This is a genomic window from Prevotella sp. MGM1, from assembly GCF_002933775.1.
GTDB lineage: Bacteria > Bacteroidota > Bacteroidia > Bacteroidales > Bacteroidaceae > Prevotella.
On sequence record NZ_BEWV01000095.1, the window covers coordinates 38,605 to 56,360 of the forward strand.

A 17,756-nucleotide genomic window follows, 5' to 3' on the forward strand; every position below is an offset into this window, starting at 1 on the left:
ATCTTTCAATCGTAAAAGGCTTTATTTATCGGATTTTTGTTTACCTTTGCAAAAAATTATAAATCTCTTTTTAAGAGAGTTATATTTTAATTCTTATAAAGTTGCTGATAATCAGTGCTGAGGGAGAATATGTATTATACGTATATTGACACCATTGTTGATAATGGTGACCCTCTCTTTTTGTCTCACGAGATAGGGGCAAAACAGTGGTATCCGATGCGTGTTACTTATAATCGTGAATTAAAAGTTAAAAGGCATCTTGATGCTTTGGGGATAGAAAACTTTCTCCCAATGCGTTATGATATAGTAATTCAAGGCGGTAACCGCAAAAGGCTTCTTGTGCCGGCCGTTCATAACTTGATATTTGTCCGTACTAATCGTTATTATCTTACATATTTGAAATATAACGATGCGGTTTTGGAGCCGTTGCGCTATATCATGCAAAAGGGAATTATGAATAACAGTAAAGATGTTATGATTGTTCCGGAGCGTCAGATGGATAACTTTATCCGTGTATGCAGAATGATGGATAATGAACGTGTCCAATATCTTAAATATGATCCATATCTTGATAAACCTGGGCAGCGTGTCCGTATTATAGACGGGAATTTCGCGGGAGTGGAAGGGGTAATAAAGCGAATAAACAAAAATAAACAGGTTGTTGTGATAATCCCCGGAATCGTTGCGGTAACTTTAAGTTCAATACCGTATACATGGATTGAAAAGATATAGTAACGTAAATTCACCGAACTCACGTTATGGAACATGATGAAATAGTGTATCAGTAAAAGTTCATCTGTACTTGTTTTAGCTATTGTGTATTAATAGTATATTTTGTCTTATAGGGTAATTCATTTTCAAATGAAATCCGGACAGCGTCTCATGAACCTGCTTAAAACCCGTTTGCCGGAAATTTTAAGTAAGGAAACTGATAACCAATCATCTATATATTTATATCATATAGGTGAATATTGGGTGGCATTTGAAAAATCGGCTTATCGGTTGTCACGACGTTATCCACAATGTAATGTCTGCCCATTGGGGCTTAACGATAATTCTTCTCGTATTTTAATGGCATCGATGACAGGATTGGAACTTAATGGTACACTAATAAAGTCTGATTTAGATTATAAATATCTTAAGGATAGTATTACAATCTCTATACCTGATTTTTTTTTTTGATAAAGATTATTCGAATGGTATAAAATGAAATAGCCTAACATCGTTTATGTATATTTATGAATTTCTGTATATTAAATAAAATCAAGAGAAGTTTAAGCAACGGGATGTTAGAAGTATAGCCGTAAAGAAGAACATGGCAGGCTTATTTATAATGAAAGCCGTGAGTCTTATATTATACTTACCTACAGCCGTATAACGACACTGGCACAGAGGTGCCGGATGGGGTGACGGTATAAACGAGGCATATATATTATACCAAACATATATATGCATTCTATTCGTGGCATCATAGTAAAAAACATTTCCATTTCTTTAATAATAATCAGCACTACTGTCCACTAAAAATGGACGGGGTTAAAAATTAAATAAATTTGGTTCACTTGAACCATAGAGGACATTGACATTTTTGAAATTCGATTTGTCGAAGAGGTCTCTCAGATGAGTCTTGTCGGTCAGCGAGATTCCAAGAATCTGTAGTACTTCATAGATGCTCCGCTCCAGTTTCATATCGTGTTGCACTATTGCCACAAGGCAATAAGTAATTATGGCACAATAGATTTGGATACGCACTGCATTCTCTGATGTTCCCCAGAACTTCTTGATACACAGATGCTGCTTGATCCATTTGAAGAACAGTTCCACGCTCCATCGGTTGCGGTATAACTCGACAATTGTCTCGGCTGATGCCGTCTGATTGTTGGTCAGAAATATGTATCTGGTACCGTCTTCAGGGTCGATGCAGACCACCTTGCGGAGTCTTTCCGGGTAATCTTTCGCGCTTTTATAAACCGTGAAGTAGCCGATAGCGTCAGATACAACGTTCTCTGGAAGCCTCCGTTTCCACGTCTCTGGCTTGAATCGTACATTGGCTTTCGCCCTGACGACAAAGAACGCCTCGATGCGATTAATCGTGTAAAGATTGCCGAAATCGTTGTAGCCACGGTCGAAAATATAGTGCGCGCCTTTCTCATATGGAATCTCCGGCATAGCCTTTGAATCATGGACTTTTGCTTCGGTAATATGCACGAATGCAGGAACTTGAGCCTCTACATCGTAAAGTGTATGCATCTTGATTCCGCCCTTGTGCCTGCGAAACTTAGCCCACTCGAACACCGACAGGCAGAGGTCTATGGTGGTGGAGTCAAAGGCATAGACATGACCGTCAAGCTCGAAGATTTTCTGTATCCTTCGCTTGCGGGCTTCCGCAATCATATAGAAGGCAAACTCCTCGAAGATGTGGTAATCGCGCTGCTCGTTAGCCTTGCTAAGATTGCTCCGCGTCACAGATTTGCCGATGCCGAGATGGTAAAGCTTTCCTGCATGGGCTTCCATCGCCACGATAAGATCGCGCAGACTTTCACGATTTGACAGCTGCCCGAACATCAGCGTAAGTAGTTGATTCCAACAGGTATAACTCTTTACATACTTGTCTCCATCATACTTCTTCACGATGCGTAGAAACTTGAAGTTGTCAAGAAACTGGACTAATTGGGCGAAAACGTACTTGTCTTTATTCATAACAGTCTGATTCAGACTGCAAAAGTAATTTCAAATCGTTGCGCACCAAAATCGGCTATAACAAATTGAATTTCAATAATTTCAAAGTACTCTTATGATTTTTTAGTGGACACTAATGAATAATCAGTACTATTAAACATAATTTTCAAAGAAAATAAAAACTATATGCGACAATATGATTATTTAATAGTTGGTTCAGGATTGTTTGGAGCAACATTTGCATATTTTGCTACGAAGCGAGGAAAGAAATGTCTGGTGATAGACAAGCGGGCTCATTTAGGAGGTAATATCTATTGTGAGAATATAGAAGGAATTAATGTGCATAAGTATGGGGCACATATCTTCCACACAAATAATAAGGAAGTGTGGAATTTTGTGAATTCTATTGTGGAGTTTAACCGCTATACGAATTCCCCTATAGCCAATTATAAAGGTAAATACTACAATTTGCCCTTTAATATGAACACATTTTACCAAATGTGGGGCGTGACTACGCCGGAGCAGGCAAGACTGAAGATTGACGAACAGCGGGCAGAAGCACAGACCTGTCTTGGCGGACGTGAGCCGGCTAATCTCGAAGAACAGGCTTTGACGCTTGTCGGAAAGGACATATTCACTACATTGATTAAAGAATATACAGAGAAACAGTGGGGACGAAAGTGTACAGAACTGCCTGCTTTCATAATCAAACGTCTGCCTGTTCGTCTGGTTTTTGACAACAATTATTTCAATGACAAATATCAGGGCATCCCTGTGGGAGGCTACAACAAACTTATTGAAGGGCTACTTGCGGATGTCGACAACAAAATCTCCGTTGATTTCTTTAACTCCGAATATAAGGAATGGAAAAATTATGCCGATAAACTTGTATATACAGGAGCCGTGGACGAATACTTCGGCTATCGGCTTGGCAAGCTCGACTGGCGCACTGTCTCTTTCAAGACGCGTATAGAGGACACACCAAACTATCAAGGTAATGCCGTTGTAAACTACACATCCCACGAGCAACCTTACACACGTATCATCGAGCACAAGCATTTCGAGATGTTCGGTCAGGAAGTATATAACTGTCCTAAAACCGTTGTTAGCGAGGAATACTCAACAGAGTACAAGGATGGAATGGAACCGTACTATCCCGTGAACAACGAACGTAATAATGCTCTTGCGGAGAGTTACAGACGATTGGCGGAACATGAAGAGGATGTAATCTTTGGTGGCCGTCTCGGACAATATAAATATTATGATATGGCTCCTGTTGTTGAGCAAGTCATGGAAATGTTCAAGTAAACAAAAGCATTTAGTAAGGTGAATTCGATAAAGAAGAATTATATATTCAACCTGTTGAATACCGTAACAAGCCTGTTGTTTCCTTTGGTTACTTTCCCTTATGCCTCACGAATAATGTTGGCAGACGGTATAGGGCAGGTGAATTTCTTTCAGTCGATAATAAACTACATTGTACTCTTGTCAAGCATCGGCATTCCTCTATATGCTATTCGTGAAAGTGCCAGTGTGCGTAACGATAAAAAGGAGTTGAGCCGTGTCTGTCTTGAAATTGTCATACTGCACACATCTCTTACCGCATTAGGCTATTTGGCCGTCGGCATTATTTGTATGACGGTGGCTAAAGTCACGGTTGACATACCATTGTTTCTCCTGTTGAGCACAACGATATTCTTCAATGCTATTGGATGTAATTGGCTGTTTCAAGGAGTTGAGGATTTCAAGTATATCACGATTCGTGGAATAGTGGTGCGGCTACTTGCCATTCTGTTATTGTTTGTATTTGTACGGACACGTGACGATCTGATGTGGTATGCCGGCTTCACCGTATTGGGTACAGTCGGAGGCAATGTGTTCAACCTGTGGCGTATGCGGCGGTATATCAAACCGAGGCTTCACAGGCTCGGCGAGCTACGTCCCCTGCGCCACTTGGTGCCGTCGCTTCGTATCTTTGTCTTAAACCTGATTATCAGCATTTATGTCAATCTGGATATGGTGATGCTCGGCTTCATGAAAGACTCAACTGCTGTAGGCTATTACACGGCGGCATCGAAGATAACAACCGTACTTATGGGCGTGGTAAGCTCGCTTGGTACGGTGATGTTGCCGAGACTGTCAAACTTAATACATGAGGGACGCATGGAAGAATTCAACCGCCTGTCACGAAAGGCAATAGATTTTGTGTTCACATTTAGCACTCCGCTTTTCATAGGGCTTATAGTTCTTGCCCCGTCACTCATACATCTGTTTTGTGGCCAGTCATACGAGCCTGCAATCCGCACACTAATGATAATCTCCCCCGTGATGCTCATAATCGGTCTTAGCAACGTCATGGGCATACAGGTACTTTACCCTCAAAGGAAAGAGAACCTCGTGATATACAGTACAGCCGTGGGGGCTGTAATTAATTTCTCATTAAATTGTCTGTTGATTCCGAAATATGCACAGGATGGTGCAGCGATTGCAACAGTTGTTGCCGAGACAGGTGTCACTCTGACAATGAGTATCATCGGTGCTAAATACATTCCGTTTCGGCTGTTCAACAGGCAGAATCTTATCGTCATATTAGCTTCAATAGTGATGATGATACCATGTATTATAGTTAGGAATTATATTGTTAGCGATACTTTTCTATTGTTATTAATTCCAATTATTGGATGTATTATATATGTTAGCATAATCTATATATTGGGGCAAAATTCTATAGTAGATGAGGTATGTTGTATTGTAAAAGACATAAGAATAAAACAAATAAAAAAGTATAAAGAAAATGATAACAACATTAAAGGAGCTTAGAACATATATTAAAGCAGACCGAGAACGTTATGGCTATACTCTGAGAAAATATATTATAGGCAAACTTTTTTTTATGGAATATAGTCGCGCGATTCATTTACTTTATAATCTTCGTTTATGTGAATATGCAAAGAACTGTAGCAGGAAAAGTCCTTTACATACACTCTTTTATCTAATTATAAGATGGAACTATCAACGCCTTCAACTTAAATATAATACTTTTATTTCCTTAAACACTTGTGGGTATGGACTTTATATACCACATTTAGGGGGGGGTAATTGTAAACTGCAAATCAATGGGTACCAATTGCAGCGTGACAGCTGGTGTTGTAATTGGCAATAAAGCAGGACAAGACAATAGGGCAATAATTGGTAACAATTGTTATTTTACATTAGGCTGTAAAGTAATAGGTAAAGTTCATATTGGTAATAATTGCATTGTATGTCAGAATTCTGTAGTCGTAAAAGACGTATCAGATAATTCAATTGTTTCAGGAGTGCCAGCAAAAACAATAAAGAAAATAGATAATTTTTTTGAAATAAAAATATAATGAAAGTTTTAATATATATAGAAGAAAGTCAACTTCGGCCTGTTGGTGGACATCTTGGTTATAATTACAATCTTTATAAAGAAGTAGCCAAACACACTGACACAGATATTGAGTATTTAAAAATTGATAAAGCCTATCAATCATTGAAGAAGAAAACCAATATTGATAATTGGAAATATTGTAAGAGTTTAGGTCGTACATTAAAACTATTTGTAAAGCATTTCCTTTTAGAGTATGGAAGACATAATGCAATAATAGACCTTAATAAGTATGATATGGTGCATTTTCATTCAACTTTGGATATGTATCAAGTACGTGATAGTCTTAAAGAATATAGAGGAAAAGTTATTTTAACATCACATTCGCCAACATTGTTGTCTAAAGAAATATATGATTCATTAAGGACTATAGACAAGAAGATTTTTGCATTCTTATACAATAAATTAATTCGTATTGACGAGTATGCTTTTAATAGGGCTGATTATTTTATATTTCCATGTCCAGAAGCGGAAGAGCCTTATTATCATGCTTGGGATAGTTTTAAGAAGATAAAAGAGTTAAAAAGCGATAGATTCTTTTATGTTCCGACAGGTATAAATCCCTGTATATCTAAAATGAATCGTAAAAATCTTAGAGAAAAGTATAACATTCCTGAAGATAGCTTCATATTATGTTATGTGGGTCGTCATAATGAAATTAAGGGATATGACATCTTAAAAACGATAGGAAAAGAAGTCTTGTCAAAATACTCCAACACATATATACTGGTTGCCGGAAAAGAAGAACCATTGCAGGGTTTGAAGCATGATCGCTGGATAGAGATTGGTTGGACGAACGATCCACACTCTATTATTGCCGCATCAGATGTATTTATTCTTCCTAATAGAGAAACATATTTTGATTTGATAATGCTTGAAGTATTGTCTTTAGGAAAGATCATTGTTGCAAGTAATACGGGAGGAAATAAGTTTTTCACCGAAGTAGAAAGTGTTTTACTTTATTCTGATAAAGATGATGCTGTGCAAAAAATAGAAAGTCTCATAACCAGTAGTAAAGAAAGACGTAAGGAATTGGAATGTATAAGTAAAGAACTATATAATAATAAGTTTACATGCGAATTGTTTTATCGCAATTATAAAGATGTGTACCGTCAAATAAATAATTTATAATGGAGTACTACTTTCTTTTCTTTATAATTGCTGTTTTAGCTTTGTATGAGTATTCTCATCCAAAAGCAAAAATGGATAAGACGTTTTGGGTAATGTCTATAATACTTGTTGTTTTTGCGGGCACTCGTAAAGATATTGGCACAGACTATAATATATATACACATGTATTTGGACTATCAAAAGAAAGTATCGAATTAGCTTTAATAGAAACAGAAGCTTATTTTGTTTTACCGGCACATTATCTGGATAATATTCATTATGTATTCTTTTTATATGCCATACCTTCTGTATTAATAATTTGTAACGAGATTAACAAAGAGAAGTATAAGTTCCTTGTATTATTATTGTTTTATTCTTTCACGTATTTATTTTATGATATGGGAATTATGAGACAAGGTTTGGCTCTTTCCATATGTATTTTTAGCTTAAGATATATTAAGAGGAAAAAGCTTGGTATTTTTATAATAATTATCTTGTCTTCAACTTTAATTATTCATAGGACATGTTTTGTCTTTTTTCCTATGTATTGGATTGCCAATATTAATTTTACCCGTAAAAAATTCTATATACTATTAGTTCTTTCCTTGATATTTGGAATAACGTTTCAGGTCAGATGGGTTGCGGAAATTCTATCTTTTTTACCTAATATCTTCCAAAAAACAATAAATACAATAACTGATACTTCTTATTCTGATTCTTCTTTTGGACTGACAGAATGTAGAAAAATTGTTTTATCTATTTTCTTTTTTGAACTTTTATACAATAAGCATATAAGTAGTAGAGAAAAGATATTTCTCAATATGTATTTAGTAGGAGTTTTCTTATCCTTATTGCTGATTAATCATTTAACAATGAAATCAAGAGGAACATATTATTACTGTATAAGTGAAATATTTATTATACCATTGTGTATCAAATATATAAAAACGAGAATATATCGTAATGTATTTGTTTTTATATTTGTTTTGTATGGATTATTATATGTAAAAAACATTATCAGAGAACAAGAATATTATGAATGGCAAAATCTTCCATATGAACCTTATAATTCTATTATTTACAATACTAATTGATATATATCAATATTGATATAATTCCCAAAATTAAATATAATGAGGTTGGTTTTTGTTAATGGTGGTTCTCGCTTTAAGAAATCAGAGGATGGCCGTTGGTTTACGGATCCGAATTTCACAAAAGAAGTTTGGCAAAGGTATATGGATTTGTGCGATGAGTTTGTTATAATACTCAGACAAGAAAGAAGAATATATTCTATTGCAGAGGCGGAGAGTAGGTTTAATCCAGTACTTGTTAATAACAAAATAAAACTTGTCCCAGTAGAGGATATAACTCATCCAAAATGTAATATTATTAATATTTTTAAAAGAAAAAAAATAACAAAAACAATACGACATGAAGTTGCACATGCAGATAAAATAATCATCCGCTCTGCGAGTTTTTATACAAATATATGCCAGAAAGCATGTATAGATTATAACAAACCTTATATATTTGAGGTTACAGGATTCATTGTAGAAGTGATGTCTCATCATAGCCTGATGGGGAGACTTCTTGCAAATTATTTTGAACATATGACAAAGCGTATGGCTGCAAATGCAGAGTGTGCAATTTATGTCACGGATGAGGCTTTACAAAAACGTTATCCATGTAAAAAAATGTTGGGATGTTCAGATGTAGTTTTGAATGAATCAAACGAGAATATATTAAAGAAACGTTTGGTACATATTGATAATAAAATAAGGGATTTACAAGCAGGAATAGGTGTTGTTAAATTAGGAACAGCGGCTTTTCTTGATGTAAAATGGAAAGGACAGGAAAATGTGATACGTGCCATTGCCGAATTAAAGAAAAAAGGTATTACCAATATTCAATATGAAATGATTGGTATCGGGCAAGGTCTTCGCCTTATAAAGCTAAGCAAGAAATTAGGAATAGAAAATCAAGTAAAAGTTTTAGGTCCCAAACCTCACAATGAGGTGTTTTCTTGGTTAGATAGTATAGACATATATATACAACCGAGTTATCAAGAAGGACTTTGTAGGGCAATCGTAGAAGCAATAAGTCGTGCTTGTCCTGTTATTGCATCTGACACAGGTGGAAATTATGAATTAATAAATAAAGATTATATTTTTCCATGTGGTGATTATATCAAATTGTCATCTTTAATACTTACTATGAAAGAGAATTATATGGAAGAAGCGAAAAGAAATTTTCAACGTGCAGCATATTATAAAAAAAGCAGATTGGATAGTATAAGATCAAAATTCATGAAGGAATTTATGAAATAGAATTCGTCTTTAGTTATAAGGATTTCTTATACGTCAATGCGGGAAGCTATACTTATAGATTGTTATATTGAATAGATTGATGAATACGTTAAAAACAGTAAATTACAATAAGTTGCCACTTTGGCTTGTTTCCTGCATGCTTTATGTACTTTACTATTACAGGTTATTTTGATTGGTATTATCAAAAATTGTATTTTTGAGTTTTTGCTATTTTTATGTATAATCTTTGGTAAAGAGAGCGTAATACACTTGCAGTGTAAAATAATTATTGTACTGATAAAACTAACTTATATTTATTTGTAATATTGTTTGGTTGATTACTGATTACATCTCATAAATGCAGTAGACTGCAAACTTTTAACCACATAACGACATGACAGGAAACAAAAAAGTGGCCATCGTAAGCTGCTATTTTCAGCCCAACTACGGTAGTCAGCTACAGGCTTACGCCACACAAAGAATACTTGACAAGCTCGGTATCGCCAATGAAACAATATGTATAGGCGGGCTGCGGAAAGAAATCAACAGGGCTAAATACCGGTATTTCATCAGTCGTATATTCCATCTTGATACCATCAGAGACAAGATGGCGACCGTGAGAAAGGTCATTGCCATAAGGCGCTATCCCGACTATGCAAGGAATTCAGCCATACGCAAGGCTAAATTCGATGAATTTGCCGTCACTATGTTCAGGCTCTCACGGATATACGGGAGTAAAGCCGAACTGGGCCGGTGTGCCGGAGATTACAGTACTTTCATTGTAGGTAGCGACCAACTGTGGCTGCCGAGCAACATCGAGGCAGATTACTATACGCTGAACTTTGTGCCGGACAGCATTAAAAAGATTGCATACGCCACGAGCTTCGGGGTGAGTTCGCTGCCGCACAAACAGGCCGTCAAGGCAACGGCTTTCCTCGGTAGGCTCGACAGCATTGCCGTCAGGGAAAAGAGCGGGCAGGATATCGTCATGAAACTGACCGGCCGTGATGTCCCGATAGTGTGCGACCCTACACTGCTCTTCACCGCCGCTGAATGGGATGAGACGGCCGGCGCCTCACCTCATGCCGGCGAGAAATATATCTTCTGCTATTTTCTCGGTAACAATCCTCCACAACGCGAATGGGTGAAGCGTCTCAAAGAGACTACCGGATGCAGCATAATACAAATGCAACACTGCGATGAATACATAAGCTGCGACGAAGTTTTTGCCGACCATACACCATACGACATCGGTCCTAAAGAGTTTATCAGCCTGATACGCGATGCCGAATACGTGTGCACCGACTCGTTTCACTGTACTGTCTTTGCCATCCTCTACAGCAAGCGGTTCTTCACTTTCAGACGCTACGGAAAGGACTCTACCGTATCCACCAACTCACGTCTCTACTCGCTGCTGTCGCTTGCCGGACTCGAGAGCCGGATGCTCAAAGGCGATGAAGATACCACGGCATGCTCGAAGAGCGGCATTGACTACGGTCCGGTTCACAACCGTATCGACTCACTGCGCCAGAAGTCTGTCGAATGGCTTTGCAACTCACTTGCATGACGCAGCTTCATATCAATGAAACAGAACGAAACAACAACAACCGATGATACACATTGAAAACAAGCAGGACTGCTGCGGATGCTGGGCCTGCCATAACGCCTGTCCCAAGCATTGCATCGAGATGAAAGAAGACGAGGAGGGCTTCTGCTACCCGCAGATTGACACACACTCATGTATTGGATGCGGGGTGTGCGATAAAGTATGCCCTATCGTCAACGCCACTGGCGAAGACACGCCTCACCATCAGGAGGGCTTTCTCTTCCAGAATTCTGACAGCCTCATTCGGCGTGAGAGCACATCGGGAGGTGCTTTCACCGCGATAGCCGCGGAAATAATACATCGCGGAGGCATCGTATTCGGTGCCGGATACAGGCCGGGGACATTTATCGTCGAGCACCAGCCGGCAGAGACCATCGACGACTTGAGGATATTCAGAAACAGCAAATATGTGCAGAGCCGTGTCGGCACGGCATACAGCGACGTGTTGGCTCAGTTGAGAACAGGCAGACCGGTCTGCTTCAGCGGCACGCCATGCCAGGTGGAAGGGCTGCGCCACTTTCTCCGCGGTCGGGAATATATGAATTTAATATGTGTGGACTTGGTATGCCACGGCATACCAAGTCCACACATATTATCTCTCTATATAGAGAGAGCGAAACAGCAAATCGGCGGCCGATTTACCAATATCCTTTTTCGCGACAAGCACTATGGCTATCATTACAGTAGCATGTCGATATATAACAGTGAAGAGAAGAAGAACTATCACAAAGGCGTAGATTCCGATGCATACTTGAGAGCTTTCTTTTCTAATCTCAGTGACCGCCCGTCATGCTATTCATGTCGGTTCAAGAAACGCTATCGGCATTCTGACATTACATTGTGGGACTGTTTCTCGCCTGAGCAATTCACCGACAAGCTCGATGGTAACGGCACAACCCGAATATTGACACATACAGCAAAAGGTACAGAATTTATCAATGAAGTTGTGGCCAAAGCAGGAACCGTTGTGAATGTTGAACCGGACAAATTGACACACGGCGTAAGAGAGATGTTCCATTCCGTACCGATGAATCTGCAGCGGAGCGATTTTTTCAGAGACAGCAATGCCATGGCACCGGCCGTATTCTTCGACAAATGGTTTCCCACGACACTGTCCGTAAGGCTCAATACTGCCGTACGCATCACCTGCCACCGGCTCGGCATATACAACGTGGCAAAGCGCATATTCATGCTTTTCTACACACGGCGTGATGAACGCTGACGGCTGTATATATTCTCAAATTAAAGATTTAAGCTTTTAGTATAAACAAAGTAAGAACTTTCTTTTTTGTTTATTTGCAATGAACAATTTTTGATAAAAGTGTTCATTGCAAATTAATACAAGCAACAAAAATGTTAATACTTTGAATATAAAAAATGAAAAGATTTGTAATCCTAATTTATTTAGATTCAAATGTAATCAAATTAATATGACAGATTTACTTTTTATTGGAGGTGGAGGTTTTATCGGCTCTAACATTATAAGTTTTTTTGATTCAAACAAATTTCGAGTTCATGTTTTAGAACCAGAGTTTGCAAATATCTCACGACTGGATAACCTTGATGTTATAACCCATAGATGTGCGTTGTCTGATACAGAAAAAATAAAACAAATCATTGAAAATAATGATATTTGTACCATCATACATCTTGTCTCAACATTGATACCGGGAAGTACATATGAGGATTATAAAAATGAGTTTAAGAATGTGATATTCCCTTCTATTGAGCTTATGGAGATATGTGCCAACCGAAAAATAAAGTTCGTTTATTTCTCTTCTGGTGGTACCATATACGGTAATCGCAATGACATGAAGCCATTTAATGAGGATGATGACATGTCGCCGATTTCATATTATGGCTGGTCAAAACAGATGATGGAAAACAGTATTCTTTTCAAGCATCGTACAGCGGGGCTGAAATATCTTATTGTAAGACCGTCGAATCCATATGGACATGGGCAAAATATTCATGCTAAGCAGGGGTTAGTGGCTGTGGCTATAGGAAAAATTATAGACAAACTACCAGTAGAGGTATGGGGAGATGGCTCTGCTATACGTGATTATATTTACATAGACGATCTTGCGAAAATTTTTTGCATGCTAATTGAAAGGGATATAAGTAATGTCACTTTAAATTTAGGCAGCGGCCGTGGATATTCTGTGAACGATGTGTTAGCGTTCTTAAAGATAGTATCAGGTATAGACTATAAGATAGAATACAATAATCCTCGTCCTGTAGATGTTTCAAACATGGTGTTGGATGTAGAAAACCTGAAAAAATACGTAGATATCGAATTTACGTCGTTTATGGATGGCGTAAAAATTTTCTTTGATGAAGAAAAATCAAAATATGATATTAAATAATTATAAAGAAGAAAGGAATACAGAGAGAACTCATCAAAATATGATGGTAAAATATATGAATTGTAGGAATGATAGTCGCATGAATTCTCCTATTCGTTTGGCTATAAGTCTAAACAAATGTGATTCCGGTGGGCAAAAGAGCCTTATTTTTGCATATCTGAGATGTTTTGACCCAAGGCGTGTGAAATTTGATTTGATTGTAGATGCAGATTCAAATAGTATTCCACATGATGAAGTGAAAGCTCTTGGGGGAAATTTATTTGTTGTACCGCCATATCAAAATATTTTTGCACATTTGAAATCTTTGAGAAAAATATTCAATGAAAACAATTATGATGTATTATATGCTATAAATAATACAATGAACCTTTTCCCATTATATGTTGCATATAGGGCTGGAATAAAAGTTAGAATTAGTGAAAGTCTGACAATGGCATCTCCTCTTGAACGAAAAAAAACATTTATGAAAAACATTTTAAGAAAGTTTTCTCATTGTTTCTGTAATTATATGATGGCAAATGGTCGTGATTGTGGTATATATCAATTTGGGAAAAAGGCGTTTGAAAAAGGGAAAGTTAGATTGTTCCTTACTCCTGTGAATGCCCAAAAGGAAGGTTTTGACAAAGAATTACGAGAACGGACGAGAAAGAGGTTTTGTTGGAGCGATAAAGTGGTTTATGGTTTCATAGCTCGTTTTGAACAACAGAAAAACCCTTTGTTCCTGCTTGATATTTTGTATGAAATAGCGAAAAAACAAAATAATGCACATTTTGTAATTATTGGAGCAGGTTCAATGGAACAACAAATGCTTGATAAAATAAAGAGATTGGATATAAAGGACAGAATTAGTTGGTTGGGAAGAAGGGAAGACATTAAGCAGTTTTATATGGCCTTTGATGCTTTTATTTTACCAAGTTTGTATGAGGGATTACCTGTTGTCGGTATAGAATCGCAAGCAGCTGGATTACCTGTATTTTACTCGGAAAATGTAACAAAAGAGGCTGGAATTGCAGAATTGGGACATTTTATTAGTCTTAAAAAAACAGCAGACGAATGGGCTGGTATCATAATAAGTGAAACACAGAAGTTGATACCTTTGCGGCATAGTAGGGAAGATGATATAAGAAAAGCAGGCTTTGATGCCGTTACAGAAGCAGAAAGGTTAATTGAATTCTTCGAACAAGCAGTTTCAGAACAAAAACGTTAAGCAATATGAACTACATAATCACCGGCGGTACCGGCTTCATCGGTACCCATCTTACGAATTTAATCAAAGAGCGTTATCCTGATGCACAAGTGTATAATCTCGATATTGTCAGGCCCGGCACTTCCAATCCTGTGATAAAGGACTATAAGCCGGCTCTGTGCGATGGACACGAACTGCAATCCACGTATGTGGAGCATGACGTTCGCAAGCCGATGGACAACCTCCCTTTCACTCCCACGCCCGAAGATGTGATTTTCAACTTTGCAGCCGTGCATCGCACGCCGGGGCATCCAGACCATGATTACTTTGAGACAAACATCCGCGGAGCAGAAAACGTATGTGCCTTTGCTGAGAAGTGGGGAATTAGGAACATCGTGTTTACGTCTTCTATCGCCCCATACGGAGCCGCAGAGGAATTGAAGACGGAGGACACCCTGCCCACACCGAACACACCGTATGGCATATCGAAGCTTGTGGCGGAGAAGATACACATGGCCTGGCAGGCTGCTTCTGCCGGCCGACGGCTTACCATCGTCCGTCCCGGGGTGGTGTTCGGTAAGGGAGAGAACGGCAACTTCACCCGTCTGTATTGGGGTATCAGGAAGCATACCTTTGCCTATCCGGGCCGCAAAGATACGATAAAGGCCTGCGTGTATGTGAAAGAACTGGTGCGGTTTATGATGTGGAACGTAGAGGAGCGCAGGACATCGTGCGAGATATACAACTGTACTTTCGAGCCGGCATACACCATAGAACAGATTGTTGGAGCAATGAAACAGGTCACGGCACTTACCCGGGCTGTTCCATATATCCCCAATGCATTGATAATGCCGGCAGCAGCGATGGCAAAATGCGTTGGCAGTCCGATGGGTATCTGTCCCGCACGGGTTAAGAAATTGCAGATATCCACGAACATCTGTGGCAAGAAGATGGCTGCATCCGGATATAAGTTCAAGTGGACTTTTGAGGCCGCACTGCGGGATTGGTTTGCAGATAATGACGGCAAATGTCTGGAATGAAAAAAGAAAGAACGAAAGAAAAAGACATTGCCGTTTGGCAAATGTCATGATATAATCTCTTTTGATGTCGTTGGCAATGTGGATTGTGTGTGCGATGGTTATAACAGCCGTATACAGTCACTTGATGCGGTCGTCAATGTCATAAGTGATTTGCTTGACAGTCTGGAACAGATTGAAATATATGGCAAGAACTCACGTAAATTGTATGAAGAGGAATTTGATATAAAGAAACGTATCGGTATGCTTGAAGATATATATTATAATGTGTCCGGAAGGTATTAATTATACTGTATTGATTTATGTATAGCCTCCTCTTTTCTCTTCTCCGTTACTCTTTGTTTGGCCACGTTCCATCTCTATCGCTGTATGAGAACTGCGATTGGGAACGATTATTGGCTTTTGCCGAGTGCCAGACTGTGCTTGGCTTGGTTGTCGACGGGATTGAGGGGCTTCCTGCGGATGTACGGCCGGGACGTTCTTTGATGATGTCGGCGATAGGTCGTGTATGCGGCATTGAGCGGTCGAATGGGGTGGCGAAAGACGTGCTCGGCAGTTTGCTGGCAGAGTACAGAAGTGCCGGAGTCGAGCCGGTGTTGATGAAAGGGCTTGGCGTAGGCGACAGGTATCCGTGTCCCGAGCATCGTGCTTGCGGTGACATTGACCTGTTTTTTGCCCGTCCGTCCGATGCGGTCAAGGCGGGAACCGTTGCCCAAAGGCTTGCGTCGTCTGTTGATACTTTCTATGCCAAGCATGACGTGTTTTCCTATAAGGGTGTCACGGTGGAGAACCACTGCCGGCTTTGCGATTTCAGTAATGCCCGGTTTACGGCCATGTTGGACGACATCGTTTCCAGGGAGTTGTCCGGCGACCTTTCTTCCGTTTGTCCACGGCGCGATATCGACGGTATTACGGTCTGCGAGTTGCCACCAACTCTTTATGCTTTCTTCCTGCTTTGCCACAAGGCCACGCATGTCATTGAGGACGGACTCGGACTGCGTCAGGTGTGCGACTGGGCCGTCTTTTTATCAGCCGAGCACGAGCGGATAGACCGCAATAAGTTTGCCAGCTGGACATCAGACTTGCGCCTCTGGCCTCTTGCCCACGCTTTCGGCCGTATTTGTGTGGACGATTTGAGACTTCCCGAGTCATGTCTGCCGTTCCGTCTTGTCCGTGAGACCGGCAATTATGAACTTCTCCGCCGTCAGATATTGTCCGGTGGCAATTTCGGCCGTCTGTTTTACCGTTATAAAGGCCATGTAGGCAAGAAAGAAGACATGTTGCGCACGATGTGTGTCAAGATGCCACGCTATGCAAGCCTATACCGCCTTTGGCCTGATGAGGCACGCTGGTGCTATTGGGCGATGCTCAAACGTGGTGTCAGACGGCTGGCTGGCAGATAGTGAGAAGTTGTTTGATAGCTTTGGAAAACCAATGTTTTTGTCAAATAATAAAAATACATTGATATTCTCCTATTGAATGTCAATTGCGAATAACCGGCTGTAGAAAAGCCGGTTATTTTGTTTTTAGTATGCTTTCGAGGAAGTCGTTCAGATCCTTGTCGAGGTCGGCCATGAGCTCGGTGTCGATGATTACCGTATCGTCGTCCACGACATACAGTTCGGCTATGTTTTCCTTATCCTCGTTTTCGAGTACGAAAGAGTAAGGTTTGAGTATAGACATCCCTTCAACAATTTCTTTTTTACTTGCAAGGCACTTGCGGATGGCCGATGTCGCTGAGTCGTAGAAATCATCTTCATGGTTGTTTATCCATTGTTCTATTACCGAGCGGGTGATTTCCTTGTCGTCATCGTCGAACGCGACGAGTTCACCCGTCTCTTGGTTTACTCTGAAGTGTATGTCCGTTAGAACCGTCGGTTCTTCCGTTGCCGGAAATTTGTCGGCCACTTTGCCGATAAATCGCTCTGTCTGCTGCAATGTTTGTTCCGTAGCTGTCATATCCGTAAGTGTTTTTAAGACCTGCCTTTCCGGCATAAATTTATCTGTCGGCAAAAGTATAAAAAGATTTGAACAGCCGCAAACGATTACGAATAAAA

17 protein-coding genes are annotated in these 17,756 nt (G+C 39.5%); 15 read left to right on the forward strand and 2 right to left on the reverse strand.

All coding sequences use genetic code 11. From position 1 onward, the window contains the following. Positions 1-129 precede the first annotated feature (129 nt). Both MoGM_RS02985 and MoGM_RS12760 read left to right on the forward strand, forming a co-directional pair. On the forward strand, positions 130-732 hold the full coding sequence (locus tag MoGM_RS02985) for a UpxY family transcription antiterminator (RefSeq protein WP_104368697.1): 603 nt from the start codon (positions 130-132) through the stop codon (positions 730-732). A 129-nt stretch (positions 733-861) separates the two neighbouring features. Continuing rightward, a complete protein-coding gene (locus tag MoGM_RS12760; protein WP_146078628.1) occupies positions 862-1,182 on the forward strand; it encodes a hypothetical protein in 321 nt (106 codons plus the stop codon). A gap of 354 nt (positions 1,183-1,536) precedes the next feature. Here MoGM_RS12760 and MoGM_RS02990 read toward each other — a convergent pair whose 3' ends face one another. After that, on the reverse strand, positions 1,537-2,700 hold the full coding sequence (locus tag MoGM_RS02990; RefSeq protein ID WP_104368698.1) for an IS4 family transposase: 1,164 nt from the start codon (positions 2,698-2,700) through the stop codon (positions 1,537-1,539). 165 nt (positions 2,701-2,865) lie between these two features. On the opposite strand from MoGM_RS02990, the gene glf reads away from it, so the two are divergent. The 13 genes from glf to MoGM_RS03055 all read left to right on the forward strand — a co-directional run bounded on the left by glf (position 2,866) and on the right by MoGM_RS03055 (position 17,102). After that, on the forward strand, positions 2,866-3,987 hold the full coding sequence (glf, locus tag MoGM_RS02995; RefSeq protein WP_104368699.1) for a UDP-galactopyranose mutase: 1,122 nt from the start codon (positions 2,866-2,868) through the stop codon (positions 3,985-3,987). Between the two features lie 18 nt (positions 3,988-4,005). Continuing rightward, the gene (locus MoGM_RS03000) at positions 4,006-5,499 is read left to right on the forward strand and encodes a flippase (protein WP_104368700.1); all 1,494 of its coding nucleotides are present in this window, start codon (positions 4,006-4,008) and stop codon (positions 5,497-5,499) included. A 296-nt stretch (positions 5,500-5,795) separates the two neighbouring features. After that, the gene (locus MoGM_RS03005; protein WP_104368701.1) at positions 5,796-6,050 is read left to right on the forward strand and encodes a hypothetical protein; all 255 of its coding nucleotides are present in this window, start codon (positions 5,796-5,798) and stop codon (positions 6,048-6,050) included. After that, positions 6,050-7,219, forward strand: a complete 1,170-nt coding sequence (locus MoGM_RS03010; protein ID WP_104368702.1) for a glycosyltransferase family 4 protein — start codon at positions 6,050-6,052, stop codon at positions 7,217-7,219. Before MoGM_RS03005 ends, MoGM_RS03010 begins: the two co-directional genes overlap by 1 nt. Beyond that, positions 7,219-8,292, forward strand: coding sequence for an EpsG family protein (locus tag MoGM_RS03015; protein ID WP_104368703.1), 1,074 nt, complete (start codon positions 7,219-7,221; stop codon positions 8,290-8,292). The genes MoGM_RS03010 and MoGM_RS03015 overlap by 1 nt, the downstream gene beginning before the upstream one ends. Positions 8,293-8,331: 39 nt before the next feature. Beyond that, positions 8,332-9,525 carry a glycosyltransferase gene (locus tag MoGM_RS03020; protein WP_104368704.1) on the forward strand — a complete coding sequence of 398 codons (1,194 nt, stop codon included), beginning with the start codon at positions 8,332-8,334 and terminating at the stop codon, positions 9,523-9,525. Positions 9,526-9,898: 373 nt separating this feature from the next. After that, a complete protein-coding gene (locus MoGM_RS03025) occupies positions 9,899-11,071 on the forward strand; it encodes a polysaccharide pyruvyl transferase family protein (protein WP_104368705.1) in 1,173 nt (390 codons plus the stop codon). A 43-nt stretch (positions 11,072-11,114) separates the two neighbouring features. Next, the gene (locus MoGM_RS03030; protein ID WP_104368706.1) at positions 11,115-12,332 is read left to right on the forward strand and encodes a Coenzyme F420 hydrogenase/dehydrogenase, beta subunit C-terminal domain; all 1,218 of its coding nucleotides are present in this window, start codon (positions 11,115-11,117) and stop codon (positions 12,330-12,332) included. 208 nt (positions 12,333-12,540) lie between these two features. Then, positions 12,541-13,476, forward strand: a complete 936-nt coding sequence (locus MoGM_RS03035) for an NAD-dependent epimerase/dehydratase family protein (protein ID WP_104368741.1) — start codon at positions 12,541-12,543, stop codon at positions 13,474-13,476. Further along, positions 13,445-14,683: a glycosyltransferase gene (locus tag MoGM_RS03040; protein ID WP_233210146.1), complete on the forward strand. Its 1,239-nt coding sequence runs from the start codon at positions 13,445-13,447 to the stop codon at positions 14,681-14,683. Before MoGM_RS03035 ends, MoGM_RS03040 begins: the two co-directional genes overlap by 32 nt. A gap of 5 nt (positions 14,684-14,688) precedes the next feature. Next, positions 14,689-15,702, forward strand: coding sequence for an NAD(P)-dependent oxidoreductase (locus tag MoGM_RS03045; protein WP_104368707.1), 1,014 nt, complete (start codon positions 14,689-14,691; stop codon positions 15,700-15,702). A 27-nt stretch (positions 15,703-15,729) separates the two neighbouring features. Continuing rightward, on the forward strand, positions 15,730-15,984 hold the full coding sequence (locus tag MoGM_RS03050; RefSeq protein WP_104368708.1) for a hypothetical protein: 255 nt from the start codon (positions 15,730-15,732) through the stop codon (positions 15,982-15,984). Positions 15,985-16,001: 17 nt separating this feature from the next. Next, the gene (locus MoGM_RS03055; protein WP_104368709.1) at positions 16,002-17,102 is read left to right on the forward strand and encodes a nucleotidyltransferase family protein; all 1,101 of its coding nucleotides are present in this window, start codon (positions 16,002-16,004) and stop codon (positions 17,100-17,102) included. 112 nt (positions 17,103-17,214) lie between these two features. Here MoGM_RS03055 and MoGM_RS03060 read toward each other — a convergent pair whose 3' ends face one another. After that, positions 17,215-17,658, reverse strand: a complete 444-nt coding sequence (locus MoGM_RS03060; RefSeq protein WP_104368743.1) for a hypothetical protein — start codon at positions 17,656-17,658, stop codon at positions 17,215-17,217. Between the last annotated feature and the right edge of the window lie 98 nt (positions 17,659-17,756).